A 16,264-nucleotide genomic window follows, 5' to 3' on the forward strand; every position below is an offset into this window, starting at 1 on the left:
AAACGAAGATCCCGCGTCGAATAAAGTAAGAGCTTACAGGTGCGGCTGCACAGACCGGCTGCGGACCGGAGAAATCCGGCCGCCAAGGAAGGGGTACGGTATCATGACGAAATTGACATTGGGGATCCTGGATATGTCGCCGCGTCTCGGCGGAGTCTCGGACGAGGAAGCGCTCGCCCAATCGGCCAAACTGGCAGTCAATGCCGAAACGTGGGGATACGGCCGCTACTGGCTGTCCGAGCATCACGGGATGGACTCGCTCGCCTGCACGGCCCCCGAGGTCATGCTGGCGCATATCGGCGCGCGGACCAGCCGGATTCGGATCGGGGCCGGCGCCGTGCTGCTGCCGCATTACAGTCCGCTCAAGGTTGCGGAATGCTTCAACCTGCTGGCGGCTTTGTATCCGGGCCGGATCGATCTCGGCATTGGACGCGCCCCGGGCGGCGACGCGCATACGACGATGGCGCTGAGCGGCAATTTCCTCGCGCATGTAGGCGAGATGCCGGAGAAGGTCCGGCAGCTGTGCGAGCTGATGGGCGGCAGTTACCGCTATGACGGCGAACCGGTCCGGGCACGTCCCGATCCGTCGCAGCCGCCGCAGCTGTGGATGCTGGGTACAAATACGAAAAGCGCGGATATGGCCGCTTCCTGCGGAGCGTATTACGCATTCGGCCAATTTATGAGTACCAGCGAAGGCCCGGAGATCGTGCAGGCTTACCGCGAAGCGTTTGTACCTTCGCCGGATCGGGATAAGCCGCATGTGATAGTCGCAATGCACGCGATCTGCGCGCCGACCGACAGCGAGGCATTGACGCTGGCGGAACAATTCCGGGCGCAGTTTCCCGAATCTCCGGTCGGCCGGTCGGAGCTCAAAGGCAACGACGACCGCATGTCGCTGATTGTCGGCGATGTGCAGCGGGTACGCGAGCGTCTGCTGGAGATCCGCGACTTGTACGAAGCGGATGAGATCATGATCGTCTGCCCGGCGATCCGGTATGAAGATCGGCTGGAATCGTTCCGGCTGACCGCGGAAGCGGCCGGACTTGCCGAGTAAAACGGGCAGCTGACCGGAAAGGAATTCGAATACGGTCCGATAGAAACGAAAGATTTTTCTTTCGTTTCTATCGGGCTTTTTGCCGTGGGCCTTTCTGTGCCATTATTCTCCGCCCCGCTGCGGAAGTCTGCTCCGTCCCGAGGCGTAGAAAACATATAGTCCCGCGCCCCATTCGCAATAACCTCCGTTTCCTTATAATGGATAAGAAAGAGTGAAACGGAGGCGACCGAAATGAACGGAAAGAAAAAAGGGAAAACAGAAGCGGGCGGTAAAAAGACTTTTGCACGGTTGGCGGGGTACATAAGAAATTACAAAGGGCTGTATGCCGGACTTGGCGCCGCAACCCTGGTCAAGATTGCGGTCAGTCTCGGCATCGCCTGGTTCCTGTCGCTGGTGACCGATGCGGCCGTCTACGGTTCGCCTTACGGATGGCCGACTATCCTTGCGATCGGAGGAAGCATCCTGCTGCTCGACGTGATCGTGCACTACATCGATCAGGTGCTGCGTACGAAAGCTTCGGCTTCGATCCGCAAAGACCTGCGCGAAGATACGCTGCATCATGTGCTGCGGCTGCCGGCGGGGTATACCGACAAACGGCATTCGGGCGAATTCCTGTCCAGAATGACGAGCGACAACCAGGCGGTCGGCGAAGCGATGGGCACCATGCTGCTTGGCCTGATCAGCAATCCGCTGCTGGCGCTGGCTGCGTTTGCTTATCTGCTGACGATCAGCTGGCCGATGGCGCTGCTCTGCTTTGCGATGGGGCCGGTCATGATCGCGATCGGAGCGGTGACGGGCAAAGCGATGCGCCGGAGCGCGGCCGGACAGCAGGAAGCGATCGGCGAAGCTACCGTGTATTTGCAGGACGTATTCGGTGCGCCGTCGGTAGTCAAAGCTTACGGCATGGAGCGCCGGACCTTCGACTCGTTTGTCAAACGAAGCCGGGCCATTCTCGGCTGGGAACTGCGCAGCGGCCGTATCCAGGGAGGCAGCGCGGCGTCCAGCGCTTTTGCGGGAAATCTGATGTTCGTAGGGGCTATCGTCGCCGGAGCTTATCTGGTCCAGGTCGGTTCAATCACGGTCGGTTCGATGTTGGCCTTTATTCAGCTGATGAATTATCTGGTTATGCCTTTTACGACGCTGCCCGGCATGTGGGCAAGCATGCAGCAGGGTCTCGGGGCGGCGGACCGGATCTTCGAGGTGATCGATGCGCCTGCCGAAGCGGAGCAGCTGCGCGAGAACGGCGAGAAAGCCCCGCTGCTGAATGAACTGCGGATCGAGAACCTGAGCTTTTCGTATGCCTCCGAAGGAGAGAACGCAGAAGAAAGCAAAGGGCTGAGAGAATTGAGTCTGGAAGCCAAAGCCGGGGAGACAGTTGCGTTGGTCGGCGAAAGCGGAGGAGGCAAAACGACGCTGTTCAAACTGCTGCTCGGGCTGTATCCGCCCAATGAAGGCCGGCTGCTGCTGAACGGAGAATCGGCGGAAAACATGGATCTGCATCGCCGCAGGAGTTATTTTGCCTGGGTGCCGCAGGAGGCGCATCTGTTCTCCGGCACGATCCGCGACAATATTGCGGACGGGCGTCCCGGCGCAGGCGAGGACGAGATCGAATGGGCGGCCCGCATGGCGGAAGCCTACGAATTTATCCGGGAATTTCCGGAAGGCTTCGATACGAAGATCGGCGAACGCGGCGCCCGGCTGTCCGGCGGACAGCGGCAGCGTATCGCGATTGCGCGGGCACTGCTGCGCGACGCGCCGGTGCTGCTGCTCGACGAAGCGACGTCCGCTTTGGATAATGAATCGGAACGCAAAGTACAGAAGGCGCTCGATCAACTGAAACAGGGGCGGACGACTTTCGTCATCGCCCACAGGCTGTCGACCATACAAGGAGCGGACCGGATTATCGTCATGGAGCAGGGCTGCGCGGCGGAGAGCGGTACGCACGACGAATTGATGGCGCTTGGAGGCCGATACTGCGCGCTGTACCGGGCGCAGCTGCGGGAAGAGCAGTCCGAACCGGCTGCAGCGGTCGTTTAAGGCAGAAGCCGGGCATTCCGGGAGAGCTGCAGCTCCGCATAGGCCCGCAGCCGCCCGATGCCTTCCGCGATCCGGCGTTCGTTGAGCAGCGAATAGCTAAGGCGGATATGGCGGTCCGGCCGGCCCGAAGGGTCGAAGAACGAGCCCGGCACAAACGATACGCTGTCGTCGCCGGTTCCGGTATTCAGAGCGTCGGCCAGCAGCCGTTCGGGCTCGATTCCTTCCGGAAGTTCAACCCACAGATTCAGTCCGCCTTCGGGCGACTGCCATCGCCAACCGGAGTCGTTCAGCGCCGCTTCCATCGCTTCCTTGCGAAGCTGAAGCGCGGTACGCAGTTTGTGCAGATGTCGGCGCGAGCGTTCCGACTGGAAATGATGAACGAACACTTTCTGGTTCAGCAGGGGAGTTCCGCCGCCGCTGCGGGCTTTGGCGGCCAGCAGGCGCCGCATCAGATCCGGCCTTGCGGCCGCACAGCCGATGCGCAGACCGGGAAACACATATTTGCTGAAGCTCCGGATATAAATCGTATGCCCCGACATATCGTAACCGTAGACCGGCGGCGGAGGCGGCGAACCAAAATGAATATCCCGAAAAGCATCGTCTTCAACCAAGATACAGCCGTAGGTTTCCGCCAGATCGACAAGCTGTTTGCGCTGCTCGGAAGGGACGCACCAGCCGGTCGGATTATGGAAAGTCGGATTTATATAAAAAAGCACGGGGCGATGACGGCGCATGAGCGCTTCGATCTCGTCGATCCGGTAACCGTCCGGCCGGATATCGACCGGCAGGATTCGGGCATTGCGATGCCGGAAAATCTCGATCGCCACGCTGTAACTCGGCTGTTCGATCAGTACCGGATCGCCGGGGCGGACCAGTGCTTCGCAGGCCAGATGAATCGCTTCCTGCGCACCGCCTGTCACAAGCAGCTCTTGTTCGTCCGGCTGAAAACCGCATTCCGCGGCCAGATAAGTCTGCAGCGCATGCAGCAGTTCTTCGTCGCCGCGCAAAGGGGCATAGGTACCGAGCACCCGGGGATACCGATCGAATACCTGCTTGGCATGTTCGGCCAGATAAGAGTTGGGCAGCAGCAGCGGATCGATCAGCGCCTGGGAGAACTGGTAGCGGCAGTCCAGACTGTGCAGTTCGCCGAGCAGGGCCGGAACCGGGAAATCCGTTTCCGGTACGCCGCTCGCAGGCGGAGCGCTATACATGCCGCCGAATCCGGGTTCGAGCGATTTGCGCGGAACGGTCAGATAATAACCGGATTTTTCGCGCGCTTCGATCAACCCTTCATTTTTGAGCATCCCGTAGACTTTGAACACCGTCAGGCGGTGCAGCCCGGTTTCTTCGGCCAGCCGGCGTACGGAAGGCAGCTTCTCGCCTTCGAGCCAGTCGCCGCGCGCGATACGCATACGCAGGTCGGCGGCCAGCCCGCTTGAAGATACGGGCGCCGCGGAAGCGGTCTTCCCAAGCGGTCTGCCGGATTCGGAACTGTAGGTTGAAGGCAATTCTTGGTCGGAATATCGAAGCACGGCCAACTCTCCTTTTGTAAAGTACGGGCACGGAGGTCCCGAACGTTCTTTGTCGCCTATCCAGCCTGCACCGATTCTAGCCGATAAGGCGGAATGCGGTTCATCATCTGTTCTGTTATCCGTCATCTGTTCTATCGACTTCCTTCTACAATAAAACAAACGAAGGAGGAAGAACAGATGATCCTGCTGGGCTATTTAATCATGTGCCTGATTTTCGGAACGACTTTTCTGGCGATCAAACTCGGTGTCGAAGCGGGCCTGCCGCCTTTCTTCGGTGCCGGAGTCCGTTTTTTCGCGGCGGGCCTGCTGATGATGCTGTGGATGGCGGCCAGGCGCAAAGCGGGATTCTCGCTGCTGCTGCGCAAAGAAACGCTATTTACCGGGTTCGGCTTGACGTTCTGCACCTTCGCGGCGCTTTATTGGGCGGAACAGTATATTTCGTCCGGACTCGCATCGGTGCTTTCTGCGACCGGGCCGGCTTTTATTCTGCTGCTGCAGGCGGGCGTCTCCCGGATCCGCATTCCCCGGCTGGCTCTGACCGGCACGCTGGTCGGTACGTCCGGCGTGGCGCTGCTGCTTCTGCCCGGAGCGGAGAACGAAGGCGGAAGCCTATGGCTGCTCGCGGGACTGGTGGTCGTGGCAGGTGAAGTCGGCTATGCGGCCGGAGCCCTGCTGGCAAAGCATGCAAGCGCCAAATTCCCGGAAGCTTCGCCCGTAGCGCTGAATGCGGCCCAGATGATGCACGGCGGCTGGCTTCTGCTTCTGCTGTCGCTGCTGACGGAACGCGCACCTCTTGCGCTCGCCGATACGTCCCAGGCGCTGCTGTCGCTGCTGTATCTGACGCTGATCGGCTCTATGGCGGGGCATACGCTGTTCTACTGGCTGGTATCGCGCACACATCCCGTGTTTCCGACGACCTGGCTCTACGTCTCGCCGTTTATTGCTCTGGCCTTGGGAGCCAAGTTATCCGGAGAAGCGCTGCACTGGAATGCGGCGGTCGGATCGTGCGTCGTGTTGGCGGGTGTGCTGCTGACCAATTGGGTGCCGATGCGTTCGCTGCTGCGGCTGCGCAAAGCCGATCGAACCCTCCGAAGCGATCCCTGAACCGTACTAGAAAAAGGAATAGCTGCAAAAACAAAAAGACCCAAGCGAGGATGCCCGGGTCTTTTTGCTTTTTTTCTACTATATAATAGACGCAAATTCGCAGAACCGATTTGCTCTTGATGTTTGCCTGTTCAAGGCGGCGATCAATACTTTTTCGAGTAGTCGACCAGGTTGCGCGGCAGCGTATTTCCCTGAACGAAAGCGCGCAGATTGTCGAGGAAAATCTCGGCAGCCCGCACATTGTAATGATCCGTGTTGCCCGCGACGTGGGGGGTCAGGATCACGTCTTCGCGTGTCCACAGCGAGTGATCTTCCGGCAGCGGTTCCTGTTCGAAGACGTCAAGCGCGGCACCGGAGAGGATACCGGAATCCAGAGCTTCGATCATCGCTTCGGTATCGACGCTTTGGCCGCGGCCCACATTGATAAACAGGGAGCCTTTTTTCATATAACCAAAGCTCTCGCGATCGAAAAAGTGACGGGTCTCGTCGGTCAGAGGAAGAATGTTTACAATCACATCACCCTGGGCAAAAGCTTCGCGAATTCCGTCCGTGCGGTACATCTCGTCGATCTGGTCTTCCGGCCGGCCCGAGTGGCGGACACCGATCGTGCGCATACCGAAAGCTTTGGCGAGTTTTGCGGTGGCGCGTCCGATATGGCCGGTGCCTACGATGACCATCGTCAGGCCGGAAACTTCTCCATACGATCCGCTTTTATCCCATTTCCCCAGCGCCTGGCTGCGAATATTGCCATGAAGATTGCGCGACATGGCCAGCAGAACGGCGAAAATATGCTCGGAGATCGGGATAGCGTGTACGCCTCCGGCGTTGGTCAGCAGCACCTTTTTCTCGGCCAAACGGTCCAACGGGAAATAATCGACACCGGCGGACCAGGCCTGCACCCATTTCAGATTCTCGCTTTCCACGGCATCGGGCTCCAGCTTGCGATTCCAGCCGACCAGAATGTCCGCTTCGCGGATCTGTTCGGGAGTGACTTCTTTGATCGGCGCGCTTTTCAATTCGTAATCCGGCGCAATCTCCCGGATCTGCTGCGCTTGTTCTTCGGGGAATTCGTACAGGGTCAAAATCGTCGGCATTTCGGATACTCCTCCTTCGGGTTCGGAAATCTACCTTTCCATCTTAACAAAGTTCAATTCATAAATCCTCCTGCGGCCTGTTCGAAACGGGGCATGCGGTCAAAAACGGGTATAATACGAGTAGGCAAGGGAGCGCAGGGAAAACGGTGTATTCGAATAGGCCCTGTATGGAAATCCGGCCAAATAACCCTGAAGGAGCGCCCATGATCGGAAAATATGCAATGTACGCTTTTGATTTCGGGTATCGGTTGTTTGTGCGTATTCGCGACGACGAAGTCAGCGGAATCGGTGCCCAACTGGCTTACTATTTACTGCTGTCCTTTTTCCCGTTTCTGATTTTCCTGGTTACGCTGGTCGGCTATGTCGATCTGTCGATCGAAGAAATGCTCCGTCTGGCCCGTCAGTTTGTTCCGCAGGCCGCGATGAATACGGTAGAAGGAATTCTGAGCGAAGTGACGCAGGGCGGCGGCGCACTGCTGTCGATCGGGATGATCGCTACTTTATGGACGGCTTCCCGGGGAATCAATGCGGTGATCAAAGGATTGAACAAAGCCTATGATGTCGAAGAAAATCGCAAATTCTGGCAGATCCGGCTCGTCTCGATGCTGTCTACATTGGTGCTTGGCGTGGTGCTGCTGGTGAGCGTTCTGCTGCTGGTCTTCGGCAGTTGGATCGGCGGTCAGTTGAACCGGCTGCTGTCGTATCCGCCGGGATTCGAGCGCATGTGGAGTCTGATTCAATATTCGATTCCGCTGGTGGTCCTCGTAGCCGTGTTCAGCGCTTTGTACTGGATTGCGCCGAATCGGCAGATCCGGCTGCGCGAGGCGGTTCCCGGTGCGGTGTTCGCTACTGTGGGATGGATCTTGACATCGCTTGCTTTTTCTTTCTATGTGAACAACTTCGGCAATTTTACCAAAACGTACGGCAGTCTGGGCGGTATTATCATTCTGCTGACCTGGCTGTATCTGAGTTCGATCATCCTGATTGTCGGGGGAGAGATCAATGCGACCCTGAAAGCGGGAAAAGTCGGGACTTCAACAGGAAGACAGGCGACAAAAAGGACCTGAAGCCGGAGAGCGCGGAAGGGAATACCGGGAAAGGAGGAGCAGCGATGACAAACGGGGAGCACCCGAAAATCCCGGAACGGCGTTCGGCCGATCCGGGTCAAGCGGAGAAATGGCGGGTATTCGCAGCGGTTCCGATCGGTTCGGAAGCGGCGGACCGACTCGCCGATTGGGCAGTAGGCGGCTTTGGAACGGAAGCGTTCCGGCGCTGGACCGATCCCCGGGATTACCATCTCGGCGGCATCTGGCAGGAGGGGCACATCCGGGCCGGACAATCGGATCAGGACTGGCGGATCGGCACGCACAATTCGCAGAGCCCTTCCGGCAGCAGCGAACCGGTATAACGCTCGACAGTCGGCCGCTCGTCCAGGCGGATGCCCGCTTCGAGCAGGGCGGGAAAAGCGGATGACCAAACTTCGTTTACGCCTTGGGGCGTATGCGCCGTTTTGAATACGGCATAGGTGCCGCCGGGGAATTCTCCCAAGCGAAGAGAAGTATCCTGCAGATCGCCGATTTCGCTGGCGCCGGCTTCCCGGATAATCAGACAGGCGTCGTAGCGGCATTGCTCCGGCGGCGTATGCTGCGGATTGTCCTGCGCGATCCCGAGCAGAGTCGCCGATTCGCGGAGAAGGTTCCGCCGCCGGGCCCACGCTTTCAGATATTCCATGGTTTCTTGATTCCCTGGACCGTAGGGCCCGGTTTTTCTTGCGAAAATCATCCGGGCTGTCGGCATGTGTTCGATTGTGAATGTCATTTCTATTCTCCCTTTCTGCAGCCTGACTGCGCCGCAAATGAAATCTAACATGCTTTAAAATTAATTTCACCAATTAATTTTAAAAAAATGGAAAATAAGAAAATCATAAAAGCCCCTGCATCCTTAGGCCGAAAGGCTGGAATTCAGGGGCTTTTATGATTGATTTTGTCGGCACTGCCGAGAGCGGACGAAAGGCCCGGGGTAGTCCGGGTCTTCCATCCTGCCTCTTCCGGCTGTTAGCCGTTAAGCTGAGCGGCCATTACCATACGTCCTCGCGGCTGTTTGCCTTCGGCATCCGGTTCCAGCGTAATGGCAACCGTATCGTAATCGTCGGGCTCTATCGCGAGCGACAATCCTCCGCTGCCGCTGTCGGACATAAAGGTCCCGGCATTTTGCGGCGGCTGCCCGTCCTTGATCAACCAGATCTGGTAAGCTTCGCTGCCGCTGAGCGAAGGCATGTTCTCGGCTTGAACGACCAGACGCATGCCATTTTCGTCGCGGATCATCGAAGCCATGCCGAACGCATCGGGATCGTCTTCGCCGCCTTTCAACCGTACGCTGTTTTCGACCTTCGCACCGACGGGAGGCTGCGCCGCGGAAGCCAGCTGCCGTTCCATATCCGCCGTCTGCTGCTGCATCGCGGTCATATCCGAGCGCATGTCGCTCATCGAGGCTTGCAGTTGGGCGGAGTAGATTCCGAGCACGGCTGCCGCCGCAGCCATGACCGTCGCCGCTCCGGCCCACAGGCCGCGGGAAGCGCGTGCCCGGGAAGCCCGGCGCGCCATTTCAGGCTCGGCCACAGCCGTATCGGCAGAGACGCTTCGCTGCGCGGCGCCGCGTGCCGTGTCGTTTCCGGCCGGGCGTTCTTCAACGGCCGGAGCCGCGGAACTTCTGTCGGTCTTGACGACAGCCGGCTCGCCGCTTCCGTCGATTCCGCTCTTCGCTTCCGCCGCACGGCGGAATTCGTCGACTTCTATCGTCTGCCTTGCCTGCTCCAGCTGCTGCTGGGTCTCCGGAGCGGCAGGCGCTTCACTGCCCAACACCCGGGCCAGAATTCTTCGTTTCATACCACTCGGGGGAGCCGCCGGCGTCAGGGCCAGGGGCAGCATGCCGACCGTGCCGCGCAGCTCGGCCGCACGCTTCCGTTCGTTGGCGTCATCCAGCAGATAGGCTTCGTATTCCGCCGATTCCGCTTCATCCAGTCCACCGAGCGCATAGGCTTCGGCCTGGTCCATTATCGATTCTTTGCGTTCGTTCATACTCGCGATTCCCCCCTTTCCATTCCCGACAGGCGCTTGTGCAGCTGTTTGAGCGCCAGCCTTACCCGGCTTTTGACCGTCCCCAGAGGGATGGAGCAGCGATCGGAAACCTCCTGCTGCGTCAATCCCTTGTAATAAATCAATTCGATGACCTGCTGTTGTTCTTCTCCCAGTTCGTTCAAAGCGGCTTTGACGGATTCGCCCTGCAGCGTCTGTTCCACTGCGAGTTCCGTATCGGCCGACACGTCCACGATCGCTTTCAAATAGTCGTCTTCCACAGGGACCGATGCCGCGCGTGCGCTTCGTCTGCGGAGCATATCGATCGAAATGTTGCGCGTGAGGGCAAACATCCAGGTCGACAGCTTGCCGTAGGACGAATCGTAGCGTTCTGCGTTGTTCCATATCCGAAGGAACAGCTCCTGCACCGCTTCTTCCGCCGCCATCGCGTCGTTCAAAAGGCGGTAAGCCAGAGCGTACAGAGGCCGTTCATAGGCGTCGTACAATTGTTCGAGCGCTCCCGCATCTTTGCCGGCAATTTGCCGAATCAGCTGCAGGTCTTCCGATTGTTCATTCATCCAGGAGCTCCTCTCGATATTCATGCTCCTATTATAACGTTCGCAAAATCTTTTGCCATGGATGATACTGTTTCAAAATAAATTTTTAGCAAAATTTTTCGCAAGGTCTCTATGTTTGCCGCCGGGGGATCGCAATTTGTAAAAAAGCAAAGGAAGAGCAGCCGGAATTCGGCACAAACGTCGAAGGCTGTACCAAAAAAAAATTTACGAGCGGCAAGAAAAGAGAGGGATAGGCGGGAAAAGCGCGGAATCCGGCCGTTTTCGAGCGCAAACAGAGTTGAAACACGCAGGAAAAGCAGAGAAGGATCGACCGTGAAAAAACATGAAAATTGAAAAAAAGATGAAAAAAACGCAGGACTGAGTTATAATAGGCTTTGTGCTTTTTTTTGCGCGCCTCTTCCCGAATGTAAAATTACCGGAAAAAGCGAACATGCTTTCGGTAAAAACCGGATTCAAACCGGATTTGAACGGTTACATAGGAAGGGAGTATGCCGAGAGCTAGGAGGATATATATGGAACAACTTAAAAATAATCGTTGGGTCGTGCTGCTGGTCGGCGTGATTTTGATTTTCATTTGTGCAGCGACGGTATGGGTATCGAACGGCGTTCGCCCTTCTTACGCAGAAGCGGCAGGCGTGGGCATGGGGGCCTGCGAATTGACCGATATCGCGTTCGACGAAGTGTTACATCCAGAATTTATAGCAAGGCCTACCGCCTGGGTACAAAAAGAAAGTCGCACAGCAACTGTATCTGCGGACAACAAGACTCAAAGTCCGGATTCCGCCACCGACAAAAAGGCTGTTTCTTCGAATCAGACTCAGAAATCGAAGACGAACAAACAGGCCGAAGCTTCTTCGAACGTCTCCGATCAACCGAAAACACAACCAATCCAATCCAAATCCAAGAGCGAACCAAAAACGGCTGCGACCCCTTCCGTTTCCGCTCAAAAATCCGCGTCCGCGGTTCAAGCCGAGGTTAAAAAAGACAAACCGGCCCAAACCGGCAAAGCAGCTGTCCAAACAGCCGCCAAGGAAACGGCATCATCCCAAACTCCCCCAAACCAACTGTTCTTCACCACGACCGCGCTGCTCGGCCAGGATCAAGCCTCACAAGCGACCTGGACTTACGCACTGGCCGATGAAGAAGTGCTTCTGCTCGAGCGAATCGTCATGGCAGAAGCCGAAGGCGAACCGTACGCAGGCAAAGTGGCTGTCGCCAACGTTGTCCTGAACCGGCTCCGGTCCGCCAACTATCCCGATACCATCCGAGATGTCATTTACCAGAGATATCAATTCTCGCCTGTTCAGAACGGCCGTTTCGACCGTGTCGTCCCATCCGGGGATTCCGTCAAAGCCGTGGCCGAAGCGCTCAACGGCCGCAAAGAAGTGCCGGATGATACGTATTATTTCGTGTCCCTGGAACTTGCGACCGATATGACGGTTCCGAATACGCGCACGCCGGTCAAAAAGATCGGTCATCATACGTTTTTCAAATAAGTCTTATTCCCGTACAAACGAACTTGGCAGCCATGCTCAATTCTTCGATTGCAAATTTGGTATACATACTTTCACGCGATATAATGAAGCGAAAGCCGTATACAAAACCCTGTCTGCGAACACGGAACGAACTTCTATGTCCGAACCGTTCTTCAAACAGGCCAAATCGAACGCGAAAGGGGTATTTCGTTTATGAAAATCACGTATCTCGGACACTCGGCACTGCTCGTGGAAGGCGGAGGAAAATCCGTCATTATCGACCCGTTTCTGACCGGCAATCCGAATTCCGGGGTCAAGCCCGCGGATATCAAAGTGGATGCCGTCCTGCTTACGCATGCGCACAACGATCACTTCGGAGACACGATCGGGATTGCCAAAGCCAACGACTGCCCGGTTGTCGCTCCCGTGGAACTTGCGAATTACTGCACGGAGCAGGGAGTAAAGACCGTAGGCATGAATATCGGAGGTTCGCATCAATTCGACGGCTTCAAAGTAAAATATACGCTGGCGTTCCACAGTTCGTCGCTGACCCTGGAAGACCGTATCGTATACGGCGGGGAACCGGCCGGCATCCTGCTGACTCTGGGCGGCAAGACGCTGTATCATGCCGGAGACACGGCTTTGTTCGGCGACATGAAGATCATTGGAGAATTGAACAAGATCGATATCGCGGCGCTGCCGATCGGGGATTTCTTCACGATGGGACCCGAAGATGCGCGGATCGCCGCCAAATGGATCGGCGCACCGAAAGTGCTGCCGCTGCATTACAACACGTTTCCCGCCATCGAGCAGGATTCGGAAGCTTTCTGCGCGGGGCTGAAGGAAGACGGCATTGAAGGAATCATCCTGAACAGCCGGGAAAGTCTGGACGTTTAGTTTCGGGCTTCGGCTTCCGGGGAATGCGGCCAAGCGCCGTACGGCTTCCGGGGAAGACCCGGCCGGCGTATCCGTATGCAGAAGGTCCTTTCCGCCGCGGCGGAAAGGGCCTTTTTTGAACGGAACGGGAAGAGACGCTTATTTGATGAAATCTCTTGCTATTCCGAAAATGATATGATAAATTGAAATTGACCGAATGACCGTTTTGTACTTATAGTCAATCACGATAACTTCAAGAAGAAGAGGAGGGGGCATATGGCTGTCGTCGACCGCCGCGAGCAGGTTCTGCATGCGGCTGCCCAGTCGTTCTCGCTGTTCGGATACAAAGCGACCACGATGGACCAGGTTGCGAAGATCGCCAATGTGGGCAAAGGGACCATTTACACCTTTTTCGAAAACAAGGAAGAGCTGTTCGACGAGATTCTGCTGGGTGCGATCCGTGAATTGAGACGCAGAGCCGAAGCGGAAATTCATGCGGAACGTCCGTTTTTTGAAAATGTCTACCAGGCGCTGGACGCCATTCTGGAATTCCGGGAAGAGCACGAACTTTTTATCAAGCTGTCCCAGGAGCTGCGGGATATCGGCACGCTTCAGGCCAAAGCCGCTTTGTTCAAAGTCGAGAGCGTCGTGCTGGAATTTCTGGAACGCGTCATTCGCGAATCGATGGACAAAGGCGCGATTCGCCAGGGCAGTCCGGAAGTGATCGCGTTCGGCATGCTGAAGCTGTTCATAGCGCTGACCGGCGAATGGGAGATGCATCACGAGCCCATGTCCAAGGAAGAGCTGAAGCGTCATATGTTTACCTTTTTGACCGAAGGATTTACCGCCGCACCTTGAAGGATTCAAAAGCGACGGGCCTGCTGAAGAAGCGGGCCGTTTTTTTGCTCTAAAATGACCATATGATCGAAACAGTCATTCGGTTCTGTTGAAAGATCGGACAAAGAGAAGAACGAAGTCGAGGAGAGAATCGCATTGAAATCTTTAACTGTATTTTTTCACGATTTGAAGACGCACCTGAAAAACCCGAAAATTCTGATTCCGATTATCGTTGTCTTGTTCATTCCGGTGCTGTACAGCGGGCTGTTTCTGAAAGCATTCTGGGACCCGTACGGAAAAATGGACGAGATTCCGGTAGCCGTCGTCAATTTGGACCGGGGCGCGGAGTATGACGGACAGACGCTGCAGGCGGGCAAAGATCTGGTGGACGAGCTGAAAGAAGACGGATCGTTCGATTGGCGGTTCGTCGATGAGGCCGAAGCGGCCAAAGGCATGGAAGACGAGAAGTATTACATGCGCATCACCGTTCCGGCGGACTTCTCGGAAAAAGCGACAACCGTGCTGGACGAAAAGCCGCAGCCGGCGCAGATCGAATTCTCGCCGAACAAAGGCTATAACTTCCTCGCCGGGCAAATCGGCGAGACGGCGATGAAAGAAATCAAAACGAAAGTCTCCGAAGCGGTTACCAAGACGTATACCGAGAAACTGTTTGCCAAGCTGGATACGATCTCGGAAGGCTTTAACGATGCCGGCGAAGGTGCGGGCAAACTCAAAGACGGCGCCGGGGATCTGGGCAGCGGAGCCGGCGAACTCAAAGACGGCGCTTCGAAGCTCAAAGACGGCCTCGCCCAAGCCGGAGAGGGCGCGGCGGCGCTCAAGAACGGCGCTTCGAAGCTGCAGGGCGGAACCCTGCAGCTCAAAGAAGGAGCAGGCGTGCTCCAGACCAATCTGGACAAGTTGGCCGCCGGTGCGGTCACTTTGCAGCAGGGCCAGGCCAAACTGCAAAACGGAGCCGCCCAGTTGAAGACCGGAGCGGACTCGCTGCAGGCGGGAGCGGGCAAACTGGCCGGCGGACTGGACCAGCTGTCGGATGCGCACGGGTCGATCGAGACCGGAGCTTCCAAATTGACCGAAGGAGCGAAACAGCTCCAGGCGGGAATCGGCTCGACCGCGGATGGAGCGTCACAGCTTCGCGATGCGCTTAAAAAAAGTGCGGCCGGCAGTGCCCGGCTCAAGGAAGGGCTGGCCGCTTCGAGTACGGCAAGCGAGCAGCTCAGCGCAGGTGCGCAGGGGGTAGCCGACGGTCTGGAGCAGCTGCTTCAAGCGGCGCCCCAACTGGCGCAGAGTCCCGAAGCGCAGAAGCTGCTGGCCGGTGCCAAAGAGGTAGCTTCCGGCAGCGGACAGCTGAGTGCCGGACAGGCGAAGCTCAGCGCAGGTGCCGCGCAGCTTGACGGGGCCCAGCAGCAGATGCTGACCGGAGCGGAGAAACTCGCGGCTGGCGGTTCGCAGCTCAAAGCGGGTGCGGACAGCCTCGCAGCCGGTCAAACGCGGCTTGGCAGCGGACTGAAGCAGTTCGGCGCCAAGCTGGACGAAGCGGCAGCCGGCGGACAGACGCTGAGTGCCGGAGCGGGCAAGCTTGCCGCAGGCGGCAAACAGCTGCAGGCCGGACTCGGCCAAGCGGCTTCCGGAGCCGGAACATTGGCTTCCGGAGCCAAGCAGCTCAGTGCAGGCGCCGGCAAGCTCGGCAGCGGAGCGGGCGAACTCGCTTCCGGAGCGGCGCAGCTGAGCGCAGGTACCGACACGCTCTCTTCGGGAGCGGTCAAACTGCAGGACGGAGCGGGCAAGCTTGAGGACGGAGCCGTGCAGCTGAAGGATGGAGCGGGCAAGTTGGCCGACGGTTCCGGCGAACTGCAGACCAAGCTGAACGACGCGGCCGCCGAAACGGCCGACGTGAACAAAGGGGACGCCAATGCGCAGATGTACGCGGCTCCGGTCGAACTAAGCGAAACGGTCTACCATGATGTACCGAACTACGGTACGGGCTTTGCGCCGTACTTCCTGTCGCTGGGTCTGTTCGTGGGTGCGCTGATTTCGACCCTCGTTGTGCCTCTGCGCGGATCTTCCGTCAAAGACGCGACAGGCTGGAACCGGTTCGTCAGCCGTTTCCTGTCGTTCTTCGGCATGAGTCTGCTGCAGTCCGCACTGGCGGTTGTCGTCACGCTCTTCATGCTGAAACTGGAAGTTCAGAGCGCAGCCCTGTTCTGCCTTTTCACCTGGGTGACCAGCTTCTCGTTCACCATGATGGTTCAGGCATTCGTCACCTGGTTGGACAATCCGGGACGGTTCATGATGCTGCTCCTGCTGATCTTCCAGCTGACAACCAGCGCGGGAACGTTCCCGCTGGAACTGATTCCCGATTGGATGAAAGCTTTCAACCCTTGGATGCCGATGACCCATACCGTGACCGGCTACAAAGCGGCCATCTCGACCGGCATAACGGATGTGGTCCGGAACCAGTCTATTTTGATGGGCGCGATCGGTGTCGTCTGTGTGCTGCTGACCTTGGTCTACTTCCTGCGCGAACGCGATGTGCGTACGCCGGAGACGAGTACGGGAACGGCTCCCGCACACGCCTAAGCCGC

Annotated in this window: 14 protein-coding genes; 9 read left to right on the forward strand and 5 right to left on the reverse strand. The window is 57.6% G+C overall.

Going from position 1 to position 16,264, the window contains the following annotated elements; translation table 11 throughout:
• Positions 1–103: 103 nt before the first annotated feature.
• Together HOP44_RS06975 and HOP44_RS06980 are read left to right on the forward strand one after the other, a co-directional pair.
• Positions 104–1,054, forward strand: coding sequence for an MsnO8 family LLM class oxidoreductase (locus HOP44_RS06975; RefSeq protein WP_172251912.1), 951 nt, complete (start codon positions 104–106; stop codon positions 1,052–1,054).
• 231 nt (positions 1,055–1,285) lie between these two features.
• Complete coding sequence (locus HOP44_RS06980) at positions 1,286–3,091, forward strand: ABC transporter ATP-binding protein (protein WP_172251914.1); 1,806 nt, start codon at positions 1,286–1,288, stop codon at positions 3,089–3,091.
• Here HOP44_RS06980 and HOP44_RS06985 read toward each other — a convergent pair.
• The gene (locus HOP44_RS06985; RefSeq protein WP_343059801.1) at positions 3,088–4,623 is read right to left on the reverse strand and encodes an aminotransferase-like domain-containing protein; all 1,536 of its coding nucleotides are present in this window, start codon (positions 4,621–4,623) and stop codon (positions 3,088–3,090) included. The two genes, HOP44_RS06980 and HOP44_RS06985, sit on opposite strands and share 4 nt — an antisense overlap.
• 177 nt (positions 4,624–4,800) lie before the next feature.
• Between HOP44_RS06985 and HOP44_RS06990 the strand changes: the two genes are divergently transcribed.
• The gene (locus tag HOP44_RS06990) at positions 4,801–5,727 is read left to right on the forward strand and encodes a DMT family transporter (RefSeq protein ID WP_172251917.1); all 927 of its coding nucleotides are present in this window, start codon (positions 4,801–4,803) and stop codon (positions 5,725–5,727) included.
• 143 nt (positions 5,728–5,870) lie between these two features.
• Here the strand turns inward: HOP44_RS06990 and HOP44_RS06995 are convergent, their stop codons facing one another.
• Positions 5,871–6,821, reverse strand: coding sequence for a D-2-hydroxyacid dehydrogenase (locus HOP44_RS06995; protein WP_172251918.1), 951 nt, complete (start codon positions 6,819–6,821; stop codon positions 5,871–5,873).
• 203 nt (positions 6,822–7,024) lie between these two features.
• On the opposite strand from HOP44_RS06995, the gene HOP44_RS07000 reads away from it, so the two are divergent.
• Together HOP44_RS07000 and HOP44_RS07005 are read left to right on the forward strand one after the other, a co-directional pair.
• Positions 7,025–7,888 carry a YihY/virulence factor BrkB family protein gene (locus HOP44_RS07000; RefSeq protein WP_172251919.1) on the forward strand — a complete coding sequence of 288 codons (864 nt, stop codon included), beginning with the start codon at positions 7,025–7,027 and terminating at the stop codon, positions 7,886–7,888.
• Between the two features lie 44 nt (positions 7,889–7,932).
• Positions 7,933–8,229, forward strand: coding sequence for a 2'-5' RNA ligase family protein (locus HOP44_RS07005; protein ID WP_172251920.1), 297 nt, complete (start codon positions 7,933–7,935; stop codon positions 8,227–8,229).
• Here the strand turns inward: HOP44_RS07005 and HOP44_RS07010 are convergent.
• From HOP44_RS07010 to HOP44_RS07020, 3 genes are all read right to left on the reverse strand, one after another.
• Positions 8,166–8,690, reverse strand: coding sequence for an AraC family transcriptional regulator (locus tag HOP44_RS07010; RefSeq protein WP_343059802.1), 525 nt, complete (start codon positions 8,688–8,690; stop codon positions 8,166–8,168). The genes HOP44_RS07005 and HOP44_RS07010 overlap by 64 nt on opposite strands.
• Before the next feature lie 185 nt (positions 8,691–8,875).
• Positions 8,876–9,898, reverse strand: a complete 1,023-nt coding sequence (locus HOP44_RS07015; RefSeq protein WP_172251922.1) for an anti-sigma factor — start codon at positions 9,896–9,898, stop codon at positions 8,876–8,878.
• Complete coding sequence (locus HOP44_RS07020) at positions 9,895–10,473, reverse strand: RNA polymerase sigma factor (RefSeq protein ID WP_172199629.1); 579 nt, start codon at positions 10,471–10,473, stop codon at positions 9,895–9,897. The genes HOP44_RS07015 and HOP44_RS07020 overlap by 4 nt, the downstream gene beginning before the upstream one ends.
• A 512-nt stretch (positions 10,474–10,985) precedes the next feature.
• Here HOP44_RS07020 and HOP44_RS07025 point away from each other — a divergent pair.
• The 4 genes from HOP44_RS07025 (at position 10,986) to HOP44_RS07040 (ending at position 16,259) form a co-directional block, all read left to right on the forward strand.
• Positions 10,986–11,969, forward strand: coding sequence for a cell wall hydrolase (locus tag HOP44_RS07025; protein ID WP_246369676.1), 984 nt, complete (start codon positions 10,986–10,988; stop codon positions 11,967–11,969).
• A 192-nt stretch (positions 11,970–12,161) separates the two neighbouring features.
• Positions 12,162–12,845 carry a metal-dependent hydrolase gene (locus HOP44_RS07030; RefSeq protein ID WP_172251923.1) on the forward strand — a complete coding sequence of 228 codons (684 nt, stop codon included), beginning with the start codon at positions 12,162–12,164 and terminating at the stop codon, positions 12,843–12,845.
• Positions 12,846–13,100: 255 nt separating this feature from the next.
• A complete protein-coding gene (locus HOP44_RS07035) occupies positions 13,101–13,682 on the forward strand; it encodes a TetR/AcrR family transcriptional regulator (RefSeq protein WP_172251924.1) in 582 nt (193 codons plus the stop codon).
• A gap of 135 nt (positions 13,683–13,817) precedes the next feature.
• On the forward strand, positions 13,818–16,259 hold the full coding sequence (locus tag HOP44_RS07040; protein WP_172251926.1) for a YhgE/Pip domain-containing protein: 2,442 nt from the start codon (positions 13,818–13,820) through the stop codon (positions 16,257–16,259).
• Positions 16,260–16,264: the final 5 nt, after the last annotated feature.

The sequence above is a fragment of the Saccharibacillus deserti genome (genome assembly GCF_013618475.1).
Lineage (GTDB): Bacteria > Bacillota > Bacilli > Paenibacillales > Paenibacillaceae > Saccharibacillus > Saccharibacillus deserti.